This window comes from Microbacterium sp. (genome assembly GCF_017305435.1).
Lineage (GTDB): Bacteria > Actinomycetota > Actinomycetes > Actinomycetales > Microbacteriaceae > Microbacterium.
Map to the genome: position 1 here is coordinate 159,316 of NZ_JAFKIP010000003.1, position 23,226 is coordinate 182,541.

Consider the following 23,226-nt stretch of genomic DNA (forward strand, 5'->3'; position numbering starts at 1 on the left):
CCTCGTTGAGGTTCTGAATGAAGAATGAATCGATTCAGGTTCGATTCATGGATACTGTAGGCATCGCACAGCACGCGGTCAAGTCACGGATCGGAAACGGCGCGTCGCAGCAGGGATCGAGACCCAAGGGCGGGTCGGAGGAGAGGAGGGGCCCACATGGCGGTGAGCATCAAAGACGTCGCGGATGCCGCGGGCGTCTCCGTCGGCACGGTGTCGAACGTGCTCAACCGGCCGGAGACGGTGTCCGCCGAGTCCGCCGACCGGGTGCTCAAAGCCATCGATCACCTCGGCTACGTGCGCAACGATGCGGCACGCAAGCTCCGCGGGGGCGTCTCGACGACCGTGGGGTTCGTCGTGCTGAACGGCCAGAATCCGTTCTTCAACGATGTCGTGCGCGGCGCGGAGGACGAGGCATCCCGGCACGGCATCGCGATCCTCTACGGCAACACCGACGAGGACACGACCCGCGAACGCATGTACCTCGATCTCTTCGAAGAGCAGCAGGTGCGCGGCGTGCTCATCTCGCCCTACGGCGACATCCTGCCGCGGCTCGAGCGGCTGCGCTCCCGCGGCATCCGAGCCGTGCTCGTCGACCGGTTCGGTGGCGCGAGCCGATTCTCCTCGGTCTCGGTCGACTCGGTCGCCGGTGGCCGGATGGCGATCGAGCATCTCATCGAGACGGGGCGGCGGCGCATCGCGTTCGTCGGCGGACCGATGGAGATGCGCCAGGTCACCGATCGCATCGCCGGTGCGCGCGTCGCGATCGACAACGCGCTGGAGCGCGTCGAACTGGAAGTGCTCTCGACCGCTGCGATGACGGTCGAGGAGGGCGTCGCGGTCGGCCGGCGGGTGCTCGCGCGACCGCGCCGCGAGTGGCCCGACGCCATGTTCGCCGCGAACGACCTGGTCGCGCTGGGGCTGCTGCAATCGCTCGTCGTCGACGGGCGCATGCTCGTGCCGCACGAGATCGCGCTGATCGGCTTCGACGACATCTCCTTCGCCGCGGCCGCAGCCGTGCCGATCTCCTCCATCCGTCAGCCGAGCGGCATGATCGGACGGACGGCGCTGCGGATCCTCCTCGAGGAGTGCGACGACGGCGAGCTCATCCCGCGCCAGACGGTGTTCCAGCCCGAGCCCGTCGTCCGGCGCTCGACGGCGACGGGCTGACACCCCGGACCAGCGCGGCGGTCAGCCGCCGCTCGAAGCCCGCACCACCAGTTCCGGGCGGAAGCGCACCTGGCGGGGCGAGCGCGGCGAGGCGGGCGCCGCCGCGGCATCCGCCATCGTCTCGAGCAGCAGCTCGACGGCGGACGCGCCGATCTCGCGCGCGGGCTGCCGGATCGACGACAGCGGCACGACCGTCGACTGCGCGAAGTCGATGTCGTCGTAGCCGATGAGGGCGAGGTCCTCCGGAACGCGGATCTCCCCCAGAATGGATGCCCCCTGCAGGACCCCGACCGCCAGCAGATCGTTCGCGCAGAAGACGGCGTCCGGGCGATCCTCGGCGCGGCGCCGGGCGATGTCCTCGCCGGCGCGACGCCCGTGCAGGACGGTGAGCGCGCCCTGCTCGATCACCTCGAGCGTGGCATCCGGCACGGCCTCGAGCGCACGACGCGCTCCGGCGAGGCGATCGGCGACCTGACGGATGCCGCGGGGCCCGCCCACGAACGCAAGTCGGCGCCGCCCCTGCGCCAGCAGGTGCTGCGCGGCGAGGTGACCGCCCTCGACGTCGTCGACGGCGACGGACGCGACCTCGCCGCCCGCGAACGCGGCATCGACGAGGACGACGGGCACTCCGGCGTCGGTCAGGCGACGTACGGCGGCGGGATCGAGCCCGCTCGGCGTGACGAGGACGCCGTTCACCCGCTGTTCGCGGAAGAGGTCGAGGTACGCGGCTTCGCGCTCGGGCGACTGGTCGCTGTTGCCCAGGAGCACCGACAGACCGTCGGCGGCCGCCCTCTCCTCGGCCCCGCGGGCCACCTCCGCGAAGAACGGGTTCGCCGAATCGAGCACGACGAGACCGATCGACCGGCTCCGCCCCGCGCGCAGCTGGCGGGCCGCGTCGTTGCGGACGAAGCCCAGTCGGTCGATCGCCGCCTGCACGCGCGCCACGGTGTCGGGCGCCACCTTGTCCGGCCGGTTGAGGACGTTGGACACCGTCCCGACGGAGACGGATGCCGCGGCGGCCACATCCTTCACGCTGACGGCCATCGGGGCACCTCCTCGTCGCGCTTGACGGATCGTTTCGTCCACACTATCGTTTGAAACGATTCATAACGGGTCGTCGAGATCCGCGTCTGGATCGTTTCACACACAGACATCGCGACACTCACGAAGGAGTGACATGACCCGCGTCGCCTTCCGCCTGACGGTGCGCCCCGACATGATCGACGCGTACATCGCGCGGCACAGCCCCGTCTGGCCCGAGATGCTCGCCGAGATCGCCGCATCCGGCCGCCGCAACTACTCGATCTTCCTCGACCGCGAGAACGCCACCCTGTTCGGCTCGTACGAGACCGACGACGACGAGGCGTCCCGCGCGTACCTCGCGTCCTCCGACGTGGCCACCCGTTGGGAGGCATCCATGGCCGAGTTCTTCACCGACCTGCCTCCCGCGAACGAGGGAGGCCGAGCCGATCAGGCCGCCACCGCCCTCGTCGAAGTCTTCAACCTGCACGACCAGCTCACAGAAAGCACCCCCTCATGAGCACTCGCACTCTGACTGCCGAGCACCTCTCCGCCCTCGAAGCCCAGGCGATCGAGCTCCCCAGCTGGGCGTTCGGCAACTCGGGCACTCGCTTCCGCGTGTTCCCGACGCCGGGCACACCGCGCGACCCGTTCGAGAAGATCGCGGATGCCGCGCAGGTCCACGCCTTCACCCGGCTCGCGCCCGCCGTCGCCCTGCACATCCCGTGGGACAAGGTCGATGGCTACGCGGCGCTCCGCCGTCACGCCGAGGATCTCGGCGTGACGCTCGGCACGGTCAACTCGAACACGTTCCAGGACGAGGACTACAAGTTCGGCGCGCTCACCCACCAGAACGAGTGCATCCGTCAGAAGGCGATCGATCACCACCTCGAGTGCATCGACATCATGGATGCCACGGGCTCGCGCGACCTCAAGATCTGGCTCGCCGAGGGCTCCAATTACCCCGGCCAGAACGACATGCGCGCGCGTCAGGACCGCCTGCAGGACTCGCTGCAGCAGATCTACGCACGCCTGGGCGATGACCAGCGCCTCGTGCTGGAGTACAAGTTCTTCGAGCCGGCTTTCTATCACACCGACGTCCCGGACTGGGGGACGAGCTACGTGCAGGTCGCCGCCCTCGGCGACAAGGCGATGGTGTGCCTCGACACGGGGCACCACGCCCCCGGCACCAACATCGAGTTCATCGTGATGCAGCTGCTGCGCCTCGGCAAGCTCGGCTCGTTCGACTTCAACAGTCGCTTCTATGCCGACGACGACCTGATCGTCGGCGCCGCCGACCCGTTCCAGCTGTTCCGCATCCTCGCCGAGGTGATCCGCGGCGGCGGCCTGAACAACCCCGACGTCGCCTTCATGCTCGACCAGTGCCACAACATCGAGGACAAGATCCCGGGCCAGATCCGCTCCGTGCTCAACGTCCAGGAGATGACCGCGCGCGCCCTCCTCATCGACCGCGACGCCCTCGCCGCAGCGCAGCAGGAGAACGACGTGCTCGCCGCGAACGCGATCCTGATGGATGCCTTCCAGACCGACGTGCGCCCCCAGCTCGCCGCGTGGCGGGCCTCGCGGGGCCTGGCCGAAGACCCGATGGCGGCATACCTGGCATCCGGCTACCAGCAGAGGATCGCCGAGGAGCGCGTCGGTGGCGTGCAGGCGGGATGGGGTGCCTGAGATGACGAATCCCACCGTGAATCCCACCGCCGCCGCGCTGATCGCGCGCAGCAACCGCCTGGGCGCCGACCCGAAGAACACGAACTACGCCGGCGGCAACACGTCGGCCAAGGGCACCGAGATCGACCCCGTCACGGGTGAGCCCGTCGAGCTGCTGTGGGTCAAGGGCTCGGGCGGCGACCTCGGCACGCTGAAGCCCGAAGGCCTCGCCGTGCTGCGGCTCGACCGGATGCGCGCCCTCGTGAACGTCTACCCGGGTATCGATCGCGAAGACGAGATGGTCGCCGCCTTCGACTACTGCCTGCACGGCAAGGGCGGGGCGGCCCCGTCGATCGACACCGCGATGCACGGCCTCGTGGATGCCGCGCACGTCGATCACCTGCACCCCGATTCGGGAATCGCGATCGCGACCGCCGCCGACGGGCCGGAGCTCACGCGGAAGATCTTCGGCGACAAGGTCGTCTGGGTGCCGTGGCGTCGTCCGGGCTTCCAGCTGGGCCTCGACATCGCGGAGATCAAGGCGCAGAACCCCGTCGCGATCGGCTGCATCCTCGGCGGCCACGGCATCACCGCGTGGGGCGACACGAGCGAGGATGCCGAGGCGAACAGTCTCTGGATCATCGACACCGCCGCCGCGTACATCGCCGAGCACGGCGCGGCCGACCCGTTCGGCGGTGTCCGTCCCGAGTACGAAGCGCTGCCCGCGGCGGAGCGGCGTGCCCGCGCCGCGGCGCTCGCGCCGACGATCCGCGGCATGGCCTCGACCGACAAGCCGATGGTGGGGCACTACACCGACTCCGACATCGTGCTCGACTTCCTGGCATCCGAGCGCGCGCCGGAGCTCGCCGCCCTCGGGACGAGCTGCCCCGACCACTTCCTGCGCACGAAGGTCAAGCCGCTCATCCTCGACCTGCCGGCATCCGCCCCGCTCGATGAGCAGATCACGCGCCTGCAGAAGCTGCACGCCGAGTATCGCGCGGACTACCAGGCGTACTACGACGCGCACGCGGATGCCTCGTCCCCCGCGATCCGCGGCGCCGACCCGCTCATCGTGCTGGTTCCGGGCGTCGGCATGTTCAGCTATGGCGCGAACAAGCAGACCGCCCGGGTCGCGGGCGAGTTCTACGTCAACGCGATCAATGTCATGCGCGGCGCCGAGTCGCTCTCGACCTACACCCCGATCAGCGACGCGGAGAAGTTCCGCATCGAGTACTGGGCGCTCGAGGAGGCGAAGCTGCAGCGGATGCCGAGGCCCAAGACCCACCAGGGTCGCATCGCGTTCGTCACCGGCGCGGCATCGGGCATCGGCAAGGCGATCGCGACCCGCCTCGCCGCCGAGGGTGCGTGCGTCGTGGTCGCCGACCTCGACCTCGAGAAGGCGCAGGCCGCCGCGGCTGAGCTCGGGAACAGCGATGTCGCGATCGGCGTCGCGGCGAACGTCGCGGATCAGGGCGCCGTACAGGCCGCGATCGACGCCGCCGTCCTCGCGTTCGGTGGCGTCGACCTCATCGTCAACAACGCGGGCCTCTCGCTGTCGAAGCCCCTGCTCGAGACCACCGAGAAGGACTGGGACCTGCAGCACGACGTCATGGCGAAGGGCTCGTTCCTCGTGTCGAAGGCCGCGGCATCCGTGCTCATCGCGCAGCGGCTCGGCGGCGACATCATCTACATCTCGTCGAAGAACTCGGTGTTCGCCGGGCCCAACAACATCGCCTATTCGGCGACGAAGGCCGATCAGGCGCACCAGGTGCGGCTCCTCGCGGTCGAACTCGGCGAGTACGGCGTGCGCGTCAACGGGATCAACCCCGATGGCGTCGTGCGCGGCTCGGGCATCTTCGCGTCGGGCTGGGGCGCGAACCGCGCCGCGACCTACGGCGTCGCGGAGGAGGACCTCGGCCAGTTCTACGCGAACCGCACGATCCTCAAGCGCGAGGTCGTGCCCGAGAACGTGGCCGATGCCGTGTACGTCCTCACCGGCCCCGAGCTCACGCGCACGACGGGCCTGCACATCCCCGTCGACTCGGGCGTCGCGGCGGCGTTCCTGCGATGACGGCGGGTGCGGTCGCGGCGGTCGACTTGGGCGCGACGAGCGGGCGGGTCATCGTCGGGCATGTCGGGCCGGATCGGGTCGAGACGACGACGGTCGCGCGCTTCGCGAACGACCCGGTGCGCGCCGGCGACGGCCTGCACTGGGACATCCTGGGGCTCTACGGCGCGACCCTGCGCGGGCTGCGCGAGGCGTTCCGGCAGGCGCCGGACCTCGCCGGCATCGGGGTCGACTCATGGGCGGTCGACTACGGCCTCTTCCGGGGCGGGCGCCTCCTCGGCGAGCCGTTCCACTACCGCGACGAGCGCACGGCGCGCGGCGTCGCGGCGGTGCACGAGCGGATGCCGCACGCCGAGCTGTTCGAGCGGAACGGACTGCAGTTCCTGCCGTTCAACACCCTGTACCAGCTCGCCGGCGAACCGGCCGATGTCCTCGGCTTCGCCGACAGGGCACTTCTCGTCCCCGATCTCATCGGGTACTGGCTCACCGGCGCCGCCCGCGCCGAGGTCACGAACGCGTCGACCACGGGGCTCCTGCGCTGGCTGGATCACACGTGGGACGACGCGCTCATCGCGCGCCTCGGCATCCCGCGCGGCCTGTTCGCGCCCCTGATCACGCCCGGCGAACGTCTCGCCCCGCTGCGCGCCGACGTTGCCGCCGCGCTCGGCGGCCAGGCCGATGTCATCGCGGTCGGCTCGCACGACACCGCGTCGGCGGTCGTCGCGGTGCCCATGCAGCCGGAGGCCGCGGCCTACATCTCGTGCGGTACGTGGGGTCTCGTCGGGGTCGAGGTCGAGCGGCCCGTCCTCACCCCGGCCGCCCTCGCCGCGAACTTCACGAACGAGGGCGGGGTCGACCGCCGGGTTCGGCTGCTGCACAACGTCATGGGGCTGTGGATCCTCAGCGAGACGGTGCGCGGCTGGGAGCAGGGCGGCCACGCGCAGGACCTGCCGACGCTGCTGGATGCCGCGGCGGAGGTCCCGGCATCCACCGTCCCCGTCTTCGATGTCGACGACCCGCGGTTCCTGCCCCCGGGCGACATGCCCGCCCGCATCGACGCGTGGTGCGCCGAGCACGGCGTCGCCGCACCCGCGACGCGCGCGGGCTACACGCGCGCGATCGTGGAATCGCTCGCCCAGGCGTTCGCCGACGCCGTGGCGACGGCCGCGCGTCTCGGAGGAGTCGACGTGCGCGCGATCCACATCGTCGGCGGCGGCGCGCTCAACACCCTCCTCTGCCAGCGCACGGCCGACCGGTCGGGGCTGCCCGTCCTCGCGGGGCCGGTCGAGGCGACGGCGCTCGGGAACGTCCTCGTGCAGGCGCGCGCGGCGGGTCTCGTCACCGGGTCCCTCGAGGCACTGCGCGATCTCGTCGGTCGCACGCACGCACCGACGCGCTTCGATCCGCGCTGACGCCGGCGCGGAAACCTCCTGAGGGGGCCCCGTCCACGAGCAGGCATAATGGGCACAGTGCCATCCGGCACGCTGCCGACCAGGCTCACGACGCGGGACGAATCGAGGGTGGATGCCGTACCGGAACAAGGCCACCGTGCAGAGCTGGGTGGATGACTACCTGTCATCGCACCCGAGCGAGTCGATCGTCGTCACCGTCCTGGAGAAGGACTTCACGCCGGGCCCCGAATCGGGCATGGTCGTCGTCTCGCTGCGCAACGCATCGACCGTCACGTACATCCAGGCGGTCGTCGACGACCGCGGGCCGCACTGGGTCGTCACCTTCGAGCCCCGCTCGGACGCCTTCGATCTGGATGCCGCGAGCGTCGCCCGACTGTCGGCGGACCTCGCCGAGCTGGCCGGCATCTGCGCATACCTGCAGGAGCGTACGGAACAGGCGATGGTCGCGGGCGCCGCCTCCGCGTCGCTCTGACGCGGAGCCTGGCGTCAGACCACCGGCAACGTCAGCACAGCGGTGGCGAAGGTGCCGATCGCGATGACCCCGGTGACTGCGGCGGCGAGGTGGAAGCCCGCTTCGGCGCGGGGAGACAACGCTGTCGGCGATCCCGACGGTGCCGTCTCGACCGCGCGCTGGGCATCAGCCAAGGTCGTGTAGCGACCCACCGGCGTGGACCGTCCGTCGAAACCGACGAAGTGGCCGTCGCCCGTGCGTTCGGTGTACCCGACATATTCTCCCGCGCGCGATGCGACATGGAAGCCCGACTCGACGCGGACCCACGTCACCCGTGCGCCGCCGATCGTGCGCGGCGGCAGGACGCTCGTCATGCCACGACCGCCAGCTCGGGACGTTCGGCGCGCGCTGCGGCATCCAGGTCGATCACGATGCCCATCGTGGATGCCGCCGCCTGCGCGAGCTCGTTGACGTGGGCGGGGTCGAGCCGGATCGGCTCGGCATCGTCGAAGTCGAAGCGGAGCGGGATCGCGCAGTGGACCCAGACCGTGGACCGGCCGTGTCGGGCGGACGAGAAGGAGACGGCGAAACCCTCGGAGCGGCGCAGCTTGGCGGTCGCCACCATCTTGAGGTGGGCGAGCTCACGATCGTCCACGGCGATCGCCTCGGTGCTGTTTCCGTAGTACAGACGGCCCATGCTGACTCCTCTCGTCGGTTGCGAAGAAGGTTATTCCGAAGATAAGTAGTTAGTCAAGCGAGATACATGAGGAGCTACCTCGATTCTGAGATATATTGGCGGAACCGAGACGTGGGGGTGAGGTCATGGGGGCATCCGAGAGCACGGAGGACGTGCGGACCGCCTTGGCGCGCGTTCGCGCCGCGGAGGCGGAGATGCATCAGCGCATTCGCGCGACGACCTCCCTGGGCGAGAACGAACTGAGGATCCTGCAGCTCCTCCTCACCCGCCGCCGGGACGGGTTCGACGTGAAGCCGAGCGAGATCTCGCGTCACCTCGGCATCAGCTCGGCCTCGACGACCGCGCTGATCGATCGCCTCGAGCGTCAGGGCAGTGTCGAGCGGCGGACCCACCCGACGGACCGCCGCAGCATCCTGATCGCGCCCACCGACCGTGCCGTCGACGAAGTCGCCGACGTCGTGGACGCCTTCGCCGACCGCGTCGGCCGCGCGATCGACGCGCTGAGCGTGGCGGAGCGCGCTGTCGTCATCGGCTTCCTCGACGCCGTGACAGAGGCCGCGGACGACATCGCCCCAGCCCGTCGCCGGGAACGCAGCTTCGCCTGAGCCGGGTCGAGCTCGGTTCCGTGCGAACGCTCCCGGTCGCCCCGATCACGCGTCGATCGTGTCGACGGCCTCGCGCATGTCGTCGAGGAACCCGATGACGGTCGCGCGGTCCTCGACGCTCATCCCGCGCACGACCGCCATCATGCGTTCGTGCATCGCGCCGAGGGTGTGACGAACCTCGGCATCCGACTTCTCGCTCGACGAGATGAGCACGCTCCGACGGTCATCCGGGTTCGGCGTCCGCGCGATGTGACCGCTGCGCTCGAGGCGATCGAGGAGCGCCGTCGTGGATGCCGAGGTGATGCCCAGGTACCGACTGAGCGTGACCGGCGTCACACGGTCGCCCTGCTGCTGGGCACGGGTCAGGAAGCGCAGCACGAGGAGCTCGTTCTCCCCCATGTCCATCGACTGCTGCGTGCGCCGGCGCATCGCGACCTCGGCAGCCCGGTAGGAGCGCATCGCCTCCATGACGGAGGTCGAACGCGCATCGTCGTCGGCGTACCAGTAGGACCCCGGGCGATCCTCAGTCGTGCTCATTCGGACATTCTCGCGCGCGGGCGCCGTGCGTGCACGTCGTGCACCGCGGCGCGCCCTGCCACTCAGCGCGGACCTGGACAATCCGATTACCGATCAGTAATCTGAATTCCAGTTACTGATCGATAATCGGGCGAAGGAGCCCCACATGGCCACCGCATCCGTCCCTGCGGCGCCGACGCGTTCCCTCGCGTCGACGCTCATCTCCGACCGGCCGCGACGATGGGCACGGGAGATCATCGCCGTCACGGCGGGAATCACCCTCATCGCCCTGCTCGCCAAGGTCAGCGTGCCGATGGTGCCGGTGCCCATCACGGGGCAGACGCTCGGCGTCCTCTTGGTCGGCGCCGCCTTCGGCGCCCGTCGGGGAGCAGCGACTCTCACGGCGTACGGCCTGGTCGGGCTCCTCGGCATCCCCGTCTTCGCCGGGCCGACGGCGGGACCGCTGAGCGTGCTGTCGCCGTCGTTTGGATATGTGATCGGATTCATCCCCGCGGCCTGGCTGGCCGGGCTCCTCGCCGACCGCGGATGGGATCGCAGCGTGCCGAAGGCAGCAGCCGCCGCGACCGCCGCGACCGTGGTTCCCTTCGTCATCGGCGTCCCGTACCTGGGCGTGATCCTCGCGGCGAGCGGGAACCCCCCGACCCTCGCCGAGGCGCTCGCGTGGGGCGTGTGGCCCTTCCTCCTCGGCGGAGCGATCAAGGCTGCCCTCGCGGCGCTCGCACTCCCGGCCGCATGGCGACTCCACCGCCGCCTCCGCGCGAACGGGCGAGGGCTCTGATGGCCGTCACCGCACAGACGACCGTGACCACGGCGTACAGAAACCTCATCGACGATCTGCGTGAACGGACCGATCGGATTGCCCGCGGCGGCCCCGAGGCCTCCCGCGCCCGGCACGTCGCTCGCGGCAAGCTGCTGGCCCGCGACCGCATCGACACTCTGCTCGATCGGGGCTCGCCCTTCCTCGAGCTCGCGCCGCTCGCCGCGTGCGACCTCGGCGACGACTGGCCCGCCGCCGGCGTCGTCGCTGGGATCGGCCTGGTCGCCGGCCGCCACGTCATGATCGTCGCCAACGACGCCACGGTCAAGGGCGGCACCTACCACCCGCTCACGGTGAAGAAGCACCTGCGCGCGCAGGAGGTCGCCGCCGAGAACCGGCTGCCCTGCATCTCCCTCGTCGACTCGGGCGGCGCGTTCCTGCCGATGCAGGACGAGGTCTTCCCCGATCGCGACCACTTCGGCCGCATCTTCTACAACCAGGCGCGGATGTCCCGCGACGGCATCGCTCAGATCGCCGCCGTCATGGGTTCGTCGACAGCCGGCGGCGCCTATGTGCCCGCGATGAGCGACGAGACCGTCATCGTCCGGAACCAGGGCACGATCTTCCTCGGCGGGCCGCCGCTCGTGAAGGCGGCGACCGGCGAGATCGTGAGCGCCGAGGAGCTCGGCGGCGGCGTGACCCACTCGCGAGTCTCAGGCGTCACGGATCATCTCGCCGAGAACGATCACCACGCGCTCGAGATCGTCCGGGAGATCGTCGCCACGCTCCCCCGATCGGCGCCGCTGCCGTACGACCTCGAGCTCCCCGCCGACCCGCCGCTGCATGACCCCGAGACGCTCACCGACGTCGTCCCGGTCGAGCTGACGACTCCCTACGACGCCCGCGAGATCATCATCCGACTCGTCGACGGCAGCCGATTCACGGAGTTCAAACGCGAATACGGCGACACCCTCGTCACGGGTTTCGCGCACATCCACGGGCACCCCGTCGGCATCGTCGCCAACAACGGCGTCCTGTTCGCGGAGTCCGCGATGAAGGGGGCGCACTTCATCGAGCTGTGCGATCAGCGCGGCATTCCGCTGCTGTTCCTGCAGAACATCACGGGCTTCATGGTCGGGCGCGAGTACGAGCACGGCGGCATCGCCAAGCACGGCGCCAAGATGGTCAACGCCGTCGCGTGCGCCCGCGTGCCGAAGCTGACGGTCGTCGTGGGCGGCTCGTTCGGCGCCGGCACGTACTCGATGTGCGGGCGGGCGTACTCGCCGCGTTTCCTCTGGCTCTGGCCGGGCGCGCGGGTGTCGGTGATGGGTGGGCCGCAGGCGGCATCCGTCCTCTCCACGGTGCGGGCGGAACAGCTGGATGCCGCCGGCACACCCTGGACGGACGAAGAGCGGGCCGCGTTCGAGCAGCCGATCCGGGAGCAGTACGAACGCCAGGGCAGCCCCTACTATTCGACCTCGCGCCTGTGGGACGACGGCGTGATCGAACCGGCGCAGACCCGCGACATCCTCGGCCTCGCCCTCGACGTCGTCTCCCGCGCCCCGATGGCCGATGCCGGCTACGGCGTCTTCCGGATGTGATCGCAATGACCACCACCGCCTCCACCCGCATCACGAAGGTTCTCATCGCCAACCGCGGCGAGATCGCGGTGCGCATCATCCGCACGCTCCGCAGCCTCGGCATCCGCTCCGTCGCGGTCTACAGCGACGCCGACGCGGGCGCCGTGCACGTGCGCCTCGCCGACGAAGCCGTGCGGCTCGGACCCGCCGCGGCCGCGCAGAGCTATCTCTCGATCGAGCGGGTGCTGGATGCCGCACACCAGACCGGCGCGCAGGCGATCCACCCCGGCTTCGGCTTCCTCGCCGAGAACGCCGCGTTCGCGCGCGCGTGTGCCGAGGCCGGCATCGTGTTCATCGGCCCGAGCGCCGAGGCGATCGAGATCATGGGCGACAAGATCTCGGCCAAGCAGACGGTCGAGGTGCGCGACGTGCCCACGGTGCCGGGCCTCGCCCGCCCCGGCCTGACCGACGACGAGCTGATCGCCGGCGCCGCAGGCGTCGGCTTCCCCGTCCTCATCAAGCCCTCCGCGGGTGGCGGCGGCAAGGGCATGCACGTCGTTGAAGACGAAGCGCAGCTCGCGGCGGCGGTCGCCGCGGCCCGGCGCGAGGCGGCGGCGTCCTTCGGCGACGACACCCTGTTCCTCGAGCGGTACGTCACGACACCGCGGCACATCGAGGTGCAGATCCTCGCCGACGCACACGGCAACGTCGTGCACCTCGGCGAGCGCGAGTGCTCGCTGCAGCGTCGTCACCAGAAGGTCGTCGAGGAGGCACCGTCGCCGCTCCTCGACGAGGCAACGCGTGCGCGCATCGGCCAGGCCGCGTGCGAGACGGCCCGCAGCGTCGGGTACGTGGGCGCCGGCACGGTGGAGTTCATCGTGCCCGGCGACAGCCCGGACGAGTTCTTCTTCATGGAGATGAACACGCGTCTGCAGGTCGAGCACCCCGTGACGGAGCTCATCACGGGCCTCGACCTCGTGGAGTTGCAGGTGCGGATCGCGGCCGGCGAACCCCTGCCGTTCGGCCAGGACGATGTGAGGCTGAACGGCCACGCCATCGAAGTGCGCGTCTACGCCGAAGACCCGCGCGCCGGGTTCCTGCCCACGGGAGGGCACGTCGAGCGGGTCGTGCACCCGTCGGGCCCCGGCATCCGCGTCGACACGGCGCTCGAAGGCGGCCTGGACGTCTCGACCGACTACGACCCGATGCTCGCGAAGATCATCGCGTGGGCGCCGAACCGCGAGGAGGCACGTGCCCGGCTCATCGGCGCCATCGAGAGCACCGCGATCTTCGGCTTCAAGACGAACCTCACCTTCCTGAAGCTCCTGCTCGAGCGCCCCGAGGTCGCCGCCGGCGACCTCGACACCGGCCTCATCGCACGCGTCTTCGACGACCTCGCCTTCCCCGAGACATCCGAGCGGACCTTCGCCGAAGCGGCCCTCATCCTGCACACGCAGCAGGCGTCGTCGACCGCCACCGGGCCCTCCGGGTCGAGCGCACCGAGCGAGCCGACCGGACCGTGGACGCGCGTCGACGGTTGGCGGCTCGGCCCTGCGGCACCGAGCGTGTTCGAGCTGGAGACACCGGCGCGGCGCGAAGAGGTCCGCGTGTGGGCATCGCCAGCCGATACCGGCCTGCGCGTTGCGGTCGGCGACGGCGACCCGCAGGCCGCCGCGGTCACTCTCGACGGCGGCCGGGCGACGGTGAGCATCGGCGGCCTCGGGCGCTCCTTCCCGACCGCGCCCGTCCCGGGAGGCGTCTGGCTGACGGGCGAGGGTGACGCCACCCTCGTGCGCGAGCATCGCGCAGCCTACGGGGCGGACGCGGCATCCGATGCCTCCCCGACCCTCGTCTCGCCCCTCCCCGGCACCGTCGTCATGGTGTCGGTGAGCGACGGCGCCCACGTCGAGGTGGGTGACGCGGTCGTCGCGGTCGAGGCGATGAAGATGGAGCACGTGCTGCGCGCGACCGTCGCCGGTACCGTGAGGCTGGGGGTCGCCGTCGGCGACCAGGTCGCACGCGGAGGCGTCGTGGCGACAATCGAGACGGAGGAAGCATGAGTGGCGGCATGGCTCCCGCGCGGATCACCCAGCGCGGGCTCTACTTCGAGGAATTCATCGAGGGCGCGGTCTACGTGCACGCCCCCGGACGCACCGTCACCGAGGCCGACAACGTGCTTTTCACGACGCTCACGATGAACACGCAGTCGCTGCACCTGGATGCCGCCTGGTCGGCGGAGACGGAGTTCGGCGAGCGCCTCGTCAATTCGATGTTCACGCTGTCGACGATGGTCGGGCTCTCGGTCGCGCAGCTCACGCAGGGCACGATCGTCGCGAACCTCGGGTTCGATCAGGTGCGGTTCCCCGCGCCCGTGCGGGTGGGCGACACGCTCTACGCCGAGACCCTCATCGCCGGCAAGCGTCCGTCGTCGTCGCGGCCCGGTCAGGGCATCGTCGAGTTCGCGCATACGATGCGCAACCAGCGCGGCGAGGTCGTCGCCGAGGCCACGCGCAAAACCCTCATGCTGTGCGTTCCCGGGGCGACGGAGGATGCCCCGTGATCGCCGGACCCGCACTGCTGTTCTGCCCCGGGGACCGGCCCGAGCGCTACGCGAAAGCGGCGGCCGCGGCCGACACGGTCATCATCGATCTCGAGGACGCCGTCGCCCCCGCCGACAAGGCCCGGGCGCGCGAGGCTCTCGTCGCGGCGGCATCCGCGGCATCCCTCGACCCGGCCACAACGATCGTGCGCGTCAATCCCGCCACGACCGAGGAGTTCGCGCGAGACCTGCAGGCCGTGCGGCAGACGGCGTTCACGACCCTCATGCTCGCCAAGGCCGAGAGCGCGGTGCAGGTCGACGCGCTCGCCTCGAGCGATGACGCCTTCCGTGTGATCGCCCTGTGCGAGACCGCCCTGGGCGTCACGCGTTCCGCAGAGATCGCCGCGCACCCCGCCGTCATCGGCATGATGTGGGGTGCGGAGGATCTCATCGCGAGCATGACGGGTCGCACGAGCCGCTTCCCCGACGGGAGCTACCGCGACGTCGCCCGACACGCGCGCGCGACGGTGCTGCTGCATGCCCGCGCGTTCGGGAAGGTCGCGATCGACGCCGTACACATCGACATCGCCGATACGGACGGGCTTCGCGCCGAGGCCGAGGATGCCGCCGCCTCCGGCTTCCAGGCGACCGCCTGCATCCACCCGACGCAGGTCGAGGTCATCCGCGCCGCCTACGCGCCCACGGAGGAAGAACGCGCCTGGGCCGCGCGCGTGCTCGACGAGGCGACCCGGCAGCCGGGGGTCTTCCGCTTCGAGGGGCGCATGATCGACGAACCGATCCTGCGACAGGCATGCGAACTCGTGCGGGGTCGCCGCTGACGACGCCGGGGCGCGGGTCTCAGCCGAACGCGCGGGAACGAGCTCGGAGCGCGGCGAGCGCGTGCGCGCTCAGACCGTGCGCACGCAGGTATTCCGCCGCACCGCCCTCCGCCCTCAGCAACGCGAGGATGTACTCCATCACCTCGGCCGGGCTCTCGACGTTCAACCGCCATGCCTCCGCGATCTCACGTTCGCCGAGGTCCCGAGACGCGAGCATCTGTTCGACGTACTCGCGCCGGTGTGGGTAGACCTGATCGCCCGACAGCGCGTAGTCGGCGATGATGTCGGCCTCCGTCGCTCCGGCCGCCGACAGCACGAGAGCGACGATCAGGCCCGTGCGGTCCTTCCCGATCGTGCAGTGCACGGCGACGGGCCCCTCGGCGGATGCCACGGCATCCACGATCTCGGCGAGCACTTCGCCCCGCGTCTCGATGACCTGCTGCATGAGCTGCTCGAGGTTGCCGTCGATGGGGACGGTGTTTCCGGGGAAGCGGTAGACGGGCAGGGCGGCGACCTCGATCTCGTGGGCGCCGGCAGCGCCTTCGCCCGGTTCGCGAAGGTCGATGACACGCACGACCCCGAACGCGCGCAGCACCTCGGCCCCGGCGGGCGTCAGCTCGTGCAGCGCAGACGACCGCACGAGCCAGGGCTGTGCGGAACTCGCTGCGAAGAATGCGCGCGCGTTGAACGCCCCCTCGAGATCGAGATGCCGTGCGATCGTGCTCACGGCGCACTCGTGATCGCGCGCATCGCTGCCGCGAGCTCGATGGTCGCGCCGGACCCGCGCTCGGCGGGAGGGACGGCGTGCGGGAGCGCCATCGGGGCGCATCCGCAGTTCGGCGCTGCGGCAGCGCCCGGGCGCAGAGCGGCGAGGCCCGCCGCCCCGAGGCGCCGCGCGCGACGGATGTCCGCCGGCGTCGCGATCTGCGGGGAAACGGCTGCACCCACCCCCCCGGTTGGCGCCACCGCGGCAGAGTCCGGGGCGGCGGGCACGATGACCTCGCACGCGATGGCCGTGCCCGCGGGCGCGAGATACGCGATGAGCTCCTGCGGCCACACCGCGACGAACTCCGCACCCGCCGCCCGCAGCCGGTCGGCCGAGTGCATTCCCCAACTGACCCCCACCACCCGCACTCCCGCGGCGAGCGCCGCCTCGGCATCGCCGACCGTATCGGTCACGAGCACCGTGTCGGAGGCTGCCGCCTCGGCGTCCGCAGACCCCTCGTCGAAGGACGGCGAGCACCGACGACCGACGCCCTGCGCGGCGTCGGCGAGGAACCGCCTCAGCCCCGCGCTCTTGTCGGGCTCGACATCGCCGCCGAACACGTGCGCGAAGCAGAACTGCAGGCCGTTCTCGTCGAGCACCCGCCGGATGACACTCGTCGCGTTCGACGACAGCACCGCGAGGGTGGCGCGCGGCGCGAGCGCGTGGACCACGTCGGCGATCCCCGGGACGAGCGTCGGGCGGTAGTCGGACTCGAGCTTCTCGAAGAAGCGGTCGATGACGGCATCCGCCAGTCTCTCGTCCTCGCAGAAAGCGCGGATCGACGCGAAGAAGTTGCCCTCGAAGTGCGAGAAAAAGTCCTCGGCGGTGTCGATGCCCAGTCCGAACTCCTCCTGGACACCCTGAAAGACCTCCCACGACGCGACCCGCGTCTGGACGAGGGTGCCGTCGAGATCGAAGACGATCCTGGTGGCGGGCTGCGCGGGCATGCTCGTGTCGATCCGGTTCAGTGTGCGCCGTCGACGGCGGCCGACGCCGCCGCAGCCGCCCGGGCGGAGTACAGGTCAGTGAGGAACTGCGGGCCGACGAACTCCTGGATCTCGCCCCACCCGCGGGCATCCGCGTCGTCGCGCCGCCGCCACTCGGCGAGCACGTTGTAGCCGACGGTGCCCGGTCCGGCCTGCCACGGGAAGCTCGTGCGTCCGAAGCCCGTGAGGTGGTGGGTCTTGCCGCGCACGTCCTCGACCTCGATCTCGAGCGCCTTGGCGTAGAAGCCCTGGCGGATGACGCGATTGCGGCCCGCTCGGATGCCGTAGACCTCGCCGTGGTCGAGGACGTAGCCGTGCGTGACGGCGCCCTCGGTGGGGGTGTCGGGGCCGGCGGAATGGTCGAGGTCGAAGATGCCGTGGATCGCGAAGTCCTTCGAGAAGTGCGCGTGCAGCCACGTCATGTTGTGGCCCTGGTGCTCGTCGCGCAGACCCCAGGAGTGGTCCATCGTCGAGACGCAGTCGATCGCGTGCTTCTGGCCGCGCAAGGTCAGCTCGCCCTCGAAGCGGCCGGTCTGGTCGAAGTGCCCCTTGTAGGCGGCGCCCCACGCGAAGGAGGTGTCGGCCTGCTGCGCCGCGGTGATGGGGTCCTGCGCGGGGTCGGAGATGTCGTAGGCGGGCATGAGGGCCGTGTAGCGGAAGTGCAGATCGACGTTGCGGCCGTTCGAGTACGCGACGTCCCAGACGCGGTTCGGCTCGATCGTCTTCACGCTGAGCCCGTTGGCGAGCGTGTAGTCGCGGAGGTTCCGCGGCTCGGGGATCGCGAGGTGGTGCTGCGCGTCCCAGAAGTCGCCCTGCCACGGCTGGTCGACGAAACGCGAGTTGATGTGGACCGTCGAAATCACGACACCCGCGTTCGGGCGGAACAGGGCGTACACCCCGATGTTGATGGGCGCCGCGTCGGGCGTCGCTCCCGGCACGTAGCAGCCGAAGAAGTTGGTTTCCGCCCACGTCTGGCCGTCGCTGGTCGGCTCATGGAAATCGGCGTCGGCATCGGTGATCACGCGGGTCCTCCTCGTCGAGTGCGCGGTGCATGCGCGGGGGCATCTGCGGTGACGCCCGGTGCCAGCATCCCGCGCCACGACGCTGCGAGCAAACGCGACAGGGGGATAACGACCTCGGGATGTGCTATCCGAACGGGATAACCGACGATGAGCCGGCGCGGACCTAGCGTGAAGGCGTCCCGATGACGGGACCGTCCACCACGACGAAGGCGTCGGATGAGTCCGACACGCACGCGAAGGAGCGAGCACATGAGGCTCGGAAAGGTCACCGGTCAGGTCGTATCGACCGCCAAGGACCCCTCGCTCGCGGGGCTGACGCTCCTCATCATCGAGCCGATGCTCCCCGGCGACCCGAACCGGGAGCCGTTCGTCGCCGCCGACCTCGTCGGCGCAGGGCGAGGCGAGGTCGTCCTGTGCGTCAGCGGCAGCGCCGCGCGCGAAGCGCAGGCCACCTCGGGCACGGTCGTCGACTGCGCGGTCGTCGCCATCGCCGACTCGGTGATCGACGCCGGAGATGTCGTCTACAGCAAGTAGACGATCCACCAGAAGAAACGCAAGAGAACGGAACAGACAAATGGCTGCAACCGAAACGACCCCGCAGCGCATCGGCGCGCTGGGTCTCATCGAGACCAAGGGACTCGTCGGCGCGATCGAGGCGGCGGATGCCATGGTCAAGGCTGCGAACGTCCACGTCGTCGGCACGCGCGAGATCGGCGGAGGCCTCGTCACGGTCCTCGTCCGCGGGGACGTCGGCGCCGTCAAGGCCGCCACCGACGCCGGGGCCGTCGCCGCCGGCAAGGCGGGCGAGGTCGTCTCCGTCCACGTCATCCCCCGTCCGCACGACGAGACCGAGGACATCCTCTCGATCATCGTCCGCGGCAAGTGAGCGCCGCCCGGCGCGCACTCACGTAGGGATGAACCGGGCACACGCGTGCCTACGAAAGACGGAGAGATGAGATGACGATCACGCTGGATGCCGATCTTCAGGCCCTCGCGGAGGTGCGCCGCAAAGCGGATGCCGGGGCGCAGGCCGCGAAGGCGCTCGAGGATGCCGATCAGGGCTTCCTCGACGAGCTCGTGCGAGCGATGTCGAAGGCGGGCTACGCCGCCTCCGAGCAGCTCGCACGGCTCGCGGCGGACGAGACGGGCTACGGCGTCTACGAAGACAAGGTGGTGAAGAACCGCTTCAACACCGGATTCGTCGCCGACTGGATGCTCGAGCGGCGGGCCGTCGGCGTCCTGTGGGTCGATGAGGAGCGCAAGGTCACCGCGATCGGCTCGCCGATGGGCCTCATCGCGGGGATCATCCCCGTGACGAACCCGACGGCGACCGTGCTGTTCAAGTCGCTCGCGGCCGTCAAGGCCGGCAACGCGATCGTCCACGCGCCGCATCCGCGCGCCACGAAGTGCTCGAACCTGGCCGCGGAGATCATGGCGGAGGCGGCGATCAAGGCTGGGGCACCGGAAGGCATCATCGGATGCCTCACGACGCCCACCCTCGAGGCGACGGCTGCACTCATGCGGCATCGGGCCGTGCGGCTCGTGCTCGCCACGGGCGGCCCAGGCATGGTCGCCGCGGCCTACTCGAGCGGCAAGCCGACGATCGCCGTCGGCGCGGGCAATGTGCCGGCATACGTCGACGCATCAACGCCCGATGTGCACGAGTCGGCGACGATGATCATCGCGTCGAAGTCGTTCGACAACGGCACGGCGTGCGTCGCGGAGCAGTCGGTCGTCGCGCACGACGCGATCGCCGACGAGCTGTTCCGCGCGATGGAGGCCGAAGGCGCGTTCTGGCTCGACGCCCACGCGCAGAAGCAGCTGACGCGCACGATCTTCGACGAACGCGGCGGTCTGCGCCCGGATGCCGTCGGCCAGTCGGCGAACCGTCTCGCCGAGCTGTCCGGGTTCAGTGCTCCCGCGGGCACGAAGGTGCTGGCCGCCCGGCTCGACCGCGTACACAAGGACGAGTTCCTCAGCCGCGAGATCCTCGGCCCCGTCCTCTCGGTGTACAGCGAACCCGACGCGCAGGCGGGCTGGCGGCGCACGCGCGAGATCCTCGCTCTCGGCGGCGAAGGGCACTCCGTCGCGGTGCACGCGACCGATCCCGACGTCCTCGCGAACTTCGCGGCTCTGCCCGCGGGGCGCATCATCGTCAACAGCCCGGCACTGTTCGGCGGCATGGGGTACTCATGCGAGATGGACCCCTCGTTCCAGCTCGGCACGGGCACGTGGTCGGGCTCCATCTGCTCCGATAACGTCACCCCTCTGCACCTCGTCAATGTCAAGCGCGTCGCCCACGAAGTGCGCCCCTGGCGTTCGGTGTTCGCGTGATCGGCGCCGTCGTGGCCGACCGACCCGCCTCCACGCAGAGCGACGAGGGTGACGCGAGCGCCCGCGCCGACGCGCTCCTGAACCGCGCGGCGGCCGCATTCCGGCACGCGATCGCGGGGGCGCAGCCCGCCGCCGTCGGCATCGACCTCGGTACGGCGACGTGCGTCATCGTCGTCGTCGACGCTGACGGCGGCCCCGCGTGGGTCGACGCCCGGCCGACCGCAGCGGTGCGCGACGGCGTCGTCGTCGACTTCTTCGGCGCGCGCGACGCCACCGCATCGCTCAAGGCGGATGCCGAAGCGGCGCTCGGCATAGAGATCACCCGCGCGGGCGTCGCCTATCCGCCGGGCGTCCCCACGTCGGAGGCGGCGGCCTGCCGCTTCGTGCTCGAGTCCGCTGGGATCGACGAGGTGGTCCTTCTCGACGAGGTCTCCGCGGCGCAGGCCGCACTCGGCCTCACCGACGGCGTGCTGGTGGACGTCGGCGGCGGATCGACGGGTGTCGGCATCTTCCGGGGTGGCGAGCTCGTTCGCGTCGACGACCGCCCGGGCGGCGGGACGCACCTCGACTTGATCCTCGCGGGCGGCCTCGGCGTCGACGTCGCCGAGGCGGAGCGCCGCAAGCGCACCGATTCGGCGTCCTACCGGGGCATCCTCAAGCCCGGGATCCAGCGCATCGCGGCATCCATCGCCGCCATGAGCCCGGATGCCGGAGACCTTCCCGTGCATCTCGCGGGCGGCGCCGTCATGGTCGACGGCGCCCGCGAGATCATCGCGGGAGAGCTCGGCCGCGAGGTGCACACCTACCCCCACTCCCTGTTCATCACCCCCGTCGGAATCGCGAGGACCCTGCTATGAGTTCGCTTCGCACGTATGCATTCATCGACCGGATGCAGCCGCAGTGCGCGGCGCATGTCGCCGCCACGAGCCCCGGCGATGTGCCGATCGCGGGAATGGCCGAGCTGTTCATCGAGATGGCCCCCGGCAACGAGGTCTTCCGCGCCGCGGACATCGCTCTGAAGGCCGCGGGCGTGCGGCCCGCCCTGCAGATCGTCGAGCGCGAGTACGGCCTGCTGGAGATCCATTCCGAGCAGCAGGCCGAGGTGCTCGCCTCGGGCCAGGCGATCCTCGACACGCTGGGCCTCACCGAGAGCGATCGCATCAAGCCGCAGGTCTCGTCGACGCAGTTCATCACGAACGTGCACCCCTACCAGGCGCAGCTGCTCAACAAGTGGCGCAAGGGATCGCTCCTCATGCCCGGCGACAGCCTGTTCATCCTCGAGTGCGCCCCCGCGGCTTACGTGGCGTTGGCCGCGAACGAAGCCGAGAAGGCCGCGAACATCAAGGTCATCGAGATCCGCGCCGTGGGTCGCTTCGGCCGGATGTTCCTCTCCGGCACCGAATCGGACGTCCGCACGGCCATGGAGGCGGCGGTCGCCGCCCTGGCCGACATCACGGGAGTCGAGGAGGGCCGGCGATGAGCATCCTCGGCGCCGACGCGGTCGATGCAGCCGCCCCATTCGGTCGGCTCGTCGTCAACGCCGGCGACCGCGTCACGCCGCTCGCGCGCGATCGCGCGGCGGAGCTCGGTGTCGAGATCGTCGAAGCCGCGCCCTCGTCGCCGCGCGTACCCGGCGCCCCCTCCGCCGTACCCGCCGCGCCGAGCGCACCGCGGGGTTCCCTGCCACGCGTCGACCTCTCCGCGCGCGGCGCACTCCCCTCCCCGCCCGTGCCCGCGCTTTTCCGGCGCGGCGCACCATACCCGGGACTTCGCGGCCGCTCCACCCCGGCAGCACCGAGCGCTGGATCGCGGACACCCCCGGCAGCCGGTGGCGGAAGGGTCGCCCGCGTCACGGTCGTCGGCGCGGGCAACGTCGGAACGCACGCCGCTATGCGCCTGGCCGAAACCGACCTCGTCAACGAGGTCGTGCTGGTCGACGTCGTCGAGGGTCTCGCCCGCGGCGTCGCGCTCGACCTCACCCATGCGGCAGGGCTGCTCGGCTTCGCGTCGCGCATCCGCGGAGAGTCATCGATCGCGGCCGCCGGCCGCTCCGACTACACGATCATCACGGCGGGTCGCCCCCGGCAGCCCGGCATGAGCCGCACCGACCTCACGGCGACCAACGCCGAGATCGTCGGAACCCTCGCCGAGGCGGTGGGCCGCATCTCACCCGACGGCGTCATCGTCGTCGTGACGAACCCGCTCGACGAGATGACCGAACTGGCCTGGCGCCGTTCCGGCCTCCCTGAGACGCACGTGATCGGCATGGCCGGGCTCCTCGACTCGGCCCGGTTCCAGGCTCTCGCAGCTCTCGCCTCGGACGGACGCGCCGACGCGGTCAGCGGGATCGCGCTCGGCAGCCACGGCGACGAGATGGTCTTTCCCTCCAGCCAGGCCCGCATCGGCTCCGACACGGCGTCGGCTCGGCTGGGCGACCGCTTCGCCGCGACGGTCGACCGCGCCCGCAACTCGGGCGCGGAGGTCGTCGGCCTCCTCGGCAAGGGCAGCGCCTTCATCACCCCGGGTCTCGCCGCGGCCCGCATGGTGGAGAGCATGATCCGGGGCGACGGCGCGTTGCTCTCGGCGACCGTGCGCCCCCACGGCGAGTACGGCATCGACGGGGTGTACGTGGGCCTCCCCGTGCGACTGGCTCGCGCTGGCCTCGCCGAGATCGTGACTCTTCCGCTGGAAGCCGCGGAGACCGTGGCGCTACGCGAAGCGGCCGCGAAGATCCGGGTACGCGTGAGCGAACTCCCCGCCGCCGTGATGGGCGGGTGA

General features: G+C 70.6%; 25 protein-coding genes. 18 read left to right on the forward strand and 7 right to left on the reverse strand.

The window, feature by feature from the left end:
- Positions 1–156: 156 nt before the first annotated feature.
- Positions 157–1,167: a LacI family DNA-binding transcriptional regulator gene (locus J0I43_RS04155; RefSeq protein ID WP_292859489.1), complete on the forward strand. Its 1,011-nt coding sequence runs from the start codon at positions 157–159 to the stop codon at positions 1,165–1,167.
- 21 nt (positions 1,168–1,188) lie between these two features.
- Here J0I43_RS04155 and J0I43_RS04160 read toward each other — a convergent pair whose 3' ends face one another.
- A complete protein-coding gene (locus tag J0I43_RS04160) occupies positions 1,189–2,211 on the reverse strand; it encodes a LacI family DNA-binding transcriptional regulator (RefSeq protein ID WP_292859492.1) in 1,023 nt (340 codons plus the stop codon).
- A 133-nt stretch (positions 2,212–2,344) separates the two neighbouring features.
- Here J0I43_RS04160 and J0I43_RS04165 point away from each other — a divergent pair, with 133 nt between their 5' ends.
- From J0I43_RS04165 to J0I43_RS04185, 5 genes are all read left to right on the forward strand, one after another.
- Positions 2,345–2,707 (forward strand): L-rhamnose mutarotase, encoded by a 363-nt coding sequence (locus J0I43_RS04165; RefSeq protein ID WP_292859495.1) that lies wholly within the window; start codon positions 2,345–2,347, stop codon positions 2,705–2,707.
- Positions 2,704–3,876: an L-rhamnose isomerase gene (rhaI, locus tag J0I43_RS04170; RefSeq protein WP_292859498.1), complete on the forward strand. Its 1,173-nt coding sequence runs from the start codon at positions 2,704–2,706 to the stop codon at positions 3,874–3,876. Before J0I43_RS04165 ends, rhaI begins: the two co-directional genes overlap by 4 nt.
- Before the next feature lies 1 nt (position 3,877).
- Positions 3,878–5,926: a bifunctional aldolase/short-chain dehydrogenase gene (locus tag J0I43_RS04175; protein WP_292859501.1), complete on the forward strand. Its 2,049-nt coding sequence runs from the start codon at positions 3,878–3,880 to the stop codon at positions 5,924–5,926.
- Positions 5,923–7,335, forward strand: coding sequence for a rhamnulokinase family protein (locus J0I43_RS04180; RefSeq protein ID WP_292859504.1), 1,413 nt, complete (start codon positions 5,923–5,925; stop codon positions 7,333–7,335). The genes J0I43_RS04175 and J0I43_RS04180 overlap by 4 nt, the downstream gene beginning before the upstream one ends.
- A 112-nt stretch (positions 7,336–7,447) precedes the next feature.
- The gene (locus tag J0I43_RS04185; protein ID WP_292859507.1) at positions 7,448–7,807 is read left to right on the forward strand and encodes a protein-L-isoaspartate carboxylmethyltransferase; all 360 of its coding nucleotides are present in this window, start codon (positions 7,448–7,450) and stop codon (positions 7,805–7,807) included.
- A 14-nt stretch (positions 7,808–7,821) separates the two neighbouring features.
- Here the strand turns inward: J0I43_RS04185 and J0I43_RS04190 are convergent, their stop codons facing one another.
- Together J0I43_RS04190 and J0I43_RS04195 are read right to left on the reverse strand one after the other, a co-directional pair.
- On the reverse strand, positions 7,822–8,160 hold the full coding sequence (locus J0I43_RS04190) for a peptide ABC transporter permease (RefSeq protein ID WP_292859511.1): 339 nt from the start codon (positions 8,158–8,160) through the stop codon (positions 7,822–7,824).
- Positions 8,157–8,483 carry an RNA polymerase subunit sigma gene (locus tag J0I43_RS04195; protein ID WP_292859514.1) on the reverse strand — a complete coding sequence of 109 codons (327 nt, stop codon included), beginning with the start codon at positions 8,481–8,483 and terminating at the stop codon, positions 8,157–8,159. The genes J0I43_RS04190 and J0I43_RS04195 overlap by 4 nt, the downstream gene beginning before the upstream one ends.
- Positions 8,484–8,677: 194 nt before the next feature.
- On the opposite strand from J0I43_RS04195, the gene J0I43_RS04200 reads away from it, so the two are divergent.
- Positions 8,678–9,088, forward strand: a complete 411-nt coding sequence (locus J0I43_RS04200) for a MarR family transcriptional regulator (protein ID WP_292859517.1) — start codon at positions 8,678–8,680, stop codon at positions 9,086–9,088.
- A 45-nt stretch (positions 9,089–9,133) separates the two neighbouring features.
- Here the strand turns inward: J0I43_RS04200 and J0I43_RS04205 are convergent, their stop codons facing one another.
- A complete protein-coding gene (locus J0I43_RS04205; RefSeq protein ID WP_292859520.1) occupies positions 9,134–9,625 on the reverse strand; it encodes a MarR family transcriptional regulator in 492 nt (163 codons plus the stop codon).
- 145 nt (positions 9,626–9,770) lie between these two features.
- On the opposite strand from J0I43_RS04205, the gene J0I43_RS04210 reads away from it, so the two are divergent.
- Genes J0I43_RS04210 through J0I43_RS04230 form a run of 5 tightly spaced genes read left to right on the forward strand, consistent with a single transcriptional unit; the run spans position 9,771 to position 15,340 of the window.
- Positions 9,771–10,403, forward strand: a complete 633-nt coding sequence (locus tag J0I43_RS04210; protein WP_292859523.1) for a biotin transporter BioY — start codon at positions 9,771–9,773, stop codon at positions 10,401–10,403.
- Positions 10,403–11,983: a carboxyl transferase domain-containing protein gene (locus J0I43_RS04215; protein WP_292859526.1), complete on the forward strand. Its 1,581-nt coding sequence runs from the start codon at positions 10,403–10,405 to the stop codon at positions 11,981–11,983. Before J0I43_RS04210 ends, J0I43_RS04215 begins: the two co-directional genes overlap by 1 nt.
- A gap of 5 nt (positions 11,984–11,988) precedes the next feature.
- Positions 11,989–14,022, forward strand: a complete 2,034-nt coding sequence (locus tag J0I43_RS04220; protein ID WP_292859529.1) for a biotin carboxylase N-terminal domain-containing protein — start codon at positions 11,989–11,991, stop codon at positions 14,020–14,022.
- The gene (locus tag J0I43_RS04225) at positions 14,019–14,522 is read left to right on the forward strand and encodes a MaoC family dehydratase (protein WP_292859532.1); all 504 of its coding nucleotides are present in this window, start codon (positions 14,019–14,021) and stop codon (positions 14,520–14,522) included. Before J0I43_RS04220 ends, J0I43_RS04225 begins: the two co-directional genes overlap by 4 nt.
- On the forward strand, positions 14,519–15,340 hold the full coding sequence (locus tag J0I43_RS04230) for a CoA ester lyase (protein ID WP_292859534.1): 822 nt from the start codon (positions 14,519–14,521) through the stop codon (positions 15,338–15,340). The genes J0I43_RS04225 and J0I43_RS04230 overlap by 4 nt, the downstream gene beginning before the upstream one ends.
- Before the next feature lie 19 nt (positions 15,341–15,359).
- Here the strand turns inward: J0I43_RS04230 and J0I43_RS04235 are convergent, their stop codons facing one another.
- From J0I43_RS04235 to J0I43_RS04245, 3 genes are read right to left on the reverse strand one after another with little or no spacing between them, the layout of a single operon-like run.
- Positions 15,360–16,067: a tyrosine-protein phosphatase gene (locus J0I43_RS04235; protein ID WP_292859537.1), complete on the reverse strand. Its 708-nt coding sequence runs from the start codon at positions 16,065–16,067 to the stop codon at positions 15,360–15,362.
- Positions 16,064–17,053: an HAD family hydrolase gene (locus J0I43_RS04240; RefSeq protein ID WP_292859540.1), complete on the reverse strand. Its 990-nt coding sequence runs from the start codon at positions 17,051–17,053 to the stop codon at positions 16,064–16,066. Before J0I43_RS04240 ends, J0I43_RS04235 begins: the two co-directional genes overlap by 4 nt.
- A 17-nt stretch (positions 17,054–17,070) precedes the next feature.
- A complete protein-coding gene (locus J0I43_RS04245) occupies positions 17,071–18,114 on the reverse strand; it encodes a hypothetical protein (protein ID WP_292859543.1) in 1,044 nt (347 codons plus the stop codon).
- Between the two features lie 249 nt (positions 18,115–18,363).
- Here J0I43_RS04245 and J0I43_RS04250 point away from each other — a divergent pair, with 249 nt between their 5' ends.
- The 6 genes from J0I43_RS04250 to J0I43_RS04275 all read left to right on the forward strand — a co-directional run bounded on the left by J0I43_RS04250 (position 18,364) and on the right by J0I43_RS04275 (position 23,226).
- Positions 18,364–18,648, forward strand: a complete 285-nt coding sequence (locus J0I43_RS04250; RefSeq protein WP_292859546.1) for a EutN/CcmL family microcompartment protein — start codon at positions 18,364–18,366, stop codon at positions 18,646–18,648.
- Between the two features lie 40 nt (positions 18,649–18,688).
- Positions 18,689–19,000, forward strand: coding sequence for a BMC domain-containing protein (locus tag J0I43_RS04255; RefSeq protein WP_292859549.1), 312 nt, complete (start codon positions 18,689–18,691; stop codon positions 18,998–19,000).
- Between the two features lie 71 nt (positions 19,001–19,071).
- Positions 19,072–20,448, forward strand: a complete 1,377-nt coding sequence (locus J0I43_RS04260; protein ID WP_292859552.1) for an aldehyde dehydrogenase family protein — start codon at positions 19,072–19,074, stop codon at positions 20,446–20,448.
- Positions 20,445–21,305 (forward strand): ethanolamine utilization protein EutJ, encoded by an 861-nt coding sequence (gene eutJ, locus J0I43_RS04265; RefSeq protein ID WP_292859555.1) that lies wholly within the window; start codon positions 20,445–20,447, stop codon positions 21,303–21,305. Before J0I43_RS04260 ends, eutJ begins: the two co-directional genes overlap by 4 nt.
- Entirely contained in the window at positions 21,302–21,928 is a 627-nt protein-coding gene (locus J0I43_RS04270) for a BMC domain-containing protein (RefSeq protein ID WP_205282173.1), read from the forward strand. Before eutJ ends, J0I43_RS04270 begins: the two co-directional genes overlap by 4 nt.
- Complete coding sequence (locus J0I43_RS04275) at positions 21,925–23,226, forward strand: malate dehydrogenase (protein WP_292859564.1); 1,302 nt, start codon at positions 21,925–21,927, stop codon at positions 23,224–23,226. Before J0I43_RS04270 ends, J0I43_RS04275 begins: the two co-directional genes overlap by 4 nt.

Bases quoted from the DNA above. Each gene is read 5' to 3' on its own strand.
- J0I43_RS04155 (WP_292859489.1), top strand. From the start codon at position 157: ATGGCGGTGAGCATCAAAGACGTCGCGGATGCCGCGGGCGTCTCCGTC.
- J0I43_RS04160 (WP_292859492.1), bottom strand. From the start codon at position 2,211: ATGGCCGTCAGCGTGAAGGATGTGGCCGCCGCGGCATCCGTCTCCGTC.
- J0I43_RS04165 (WP_292859495.1), top strand. From the start codon at position 2,345: ATGACCCGCGTCGCCTTCCGCCTGACGGTGCGCCCCGACATGATCGAC.
- rhaI (WP_292859498.1), top strand. From the start codon at position 2,704: ATGAGCACTCGCACTCTGACTGCCGAGCACCTCTCCGCCCTCGAAGCC.
- J0I43_RS04175 (WP_292859501.1), top strand. From the start codon at position 3,878: ATGACGAATCCCACCGTGAATCCCACCGCCGCCGCGCTGATCGCGCGC.
- J0I43_RS04180 (WP_292859504.1), top strand. From the start codon at position 5,923: ATGACGGCGGGTGCGGTCGCGGCGGTCGACTTGGGCGCGACGAGCGGG.
- J0I43_RS04185 (WP_292859507.1), top strand. From the start codon at position 7,448: ATGCCGTACCGGAACAAGGCCACCGTGCAGAGCTGGGTGGATGACTAC.
- J0I43_RS04190 (WP_292859511.1), bottom strand. From the start codon at position 8,160: ATGACGAGCGTCCTGCCGCCGCGCACGATCGGCGGCGCACGGGTGACG.
- J0I43_RS04195 (WP_292859514.1), bottom strand. From the start codon at position 8,483: ATGGGCCGTCTGTACTACGGAAACAGCACCGAGGCGATCGCCGTGGAC.
- J0I43_RS04200 (WP_292859517.1), top strand. From the start codon at position 8,678: ATGCATCAGCGCATTCGCGCGACGACCTCCCTGGGCGAGAACGAACTG.
- J0I43_RS04205 (WP_292859520.1), bottom strand. From the start codon at position 9,625: ATGAGCACGACTGAGGATCGCCCGGGGTCCTACTGGTACGCCGACGAC.
- J0I43_RS04210 (WP_292859523.1), top strand. From the start codon at position 9,771: ATGGCCACCGCATCCGTCCCTGCGGCGCCGACGCGTTCCCTCGCGTCG.
- J0I43_RS04215 (WP_292859526.1), top strand. From the start codon at position 10,403: ATGGCCGTCACCGCACAGACGACCGTGACCACGGCGTACAGAAACCTC.
- J0I43_RS04220 (WP_292859529.1), top strand. From the start codon at position 11,989: ATGACCACCACCGCCTCCACCCGCATCACGAAGGTTCTCATCGCCAAC.
- J0I43_RS04225 (WP_292859532.1), top strand. From the start codon at position 14,019: ATGAGTGGCGGCATGGCTCCCGCGCGGATCACCCAGCGCGGGCTCTAC.
- J0I43_RS04240 (WP_292859540.1), bottom strand. From the start codon at position 17,053: ATGCCCGCGCAGCCCGCCACCAGGATCGTCTTCGATCTCGACGGCACC.
- J0I43_RS04250 (WP_292859546.1), top strand. From the start codon at position 18,364: ATGAGGCTCGGAAAGGTCACCGGTCAGGTCGTATCGACCGCCAAGGAC.
- J0I43_RS04255 (WP_292859549.1), top strand. From the start codon at position 18,689: ATGGCTGCAACCGAAACGACCCCGCAGCGCATCGGCGCGCTGGGTCTC.
- J0I43_RS04260 (WP_292859552.1), top strand. From the start codon at position 19,072: ATGACGATCACGCTGGATGCCGATCTTCAGGCCCTCGCGGAGGTGCGC.
- J0I43_RS04270 (WP_205282173.1), top strand. From the start codon at position 21,302: ATGAGTTCGCTTCGCACGTATGCATTCATCGACCGGATGCAGCCGCAG.
- J0I43_RS04275 (WP_292859564.1), top strand. From the start codon at position 21,925: ATGAGCATCCTCGGCGCCGACGCGGTCGATGCAGCCGCCCCATTCGGT.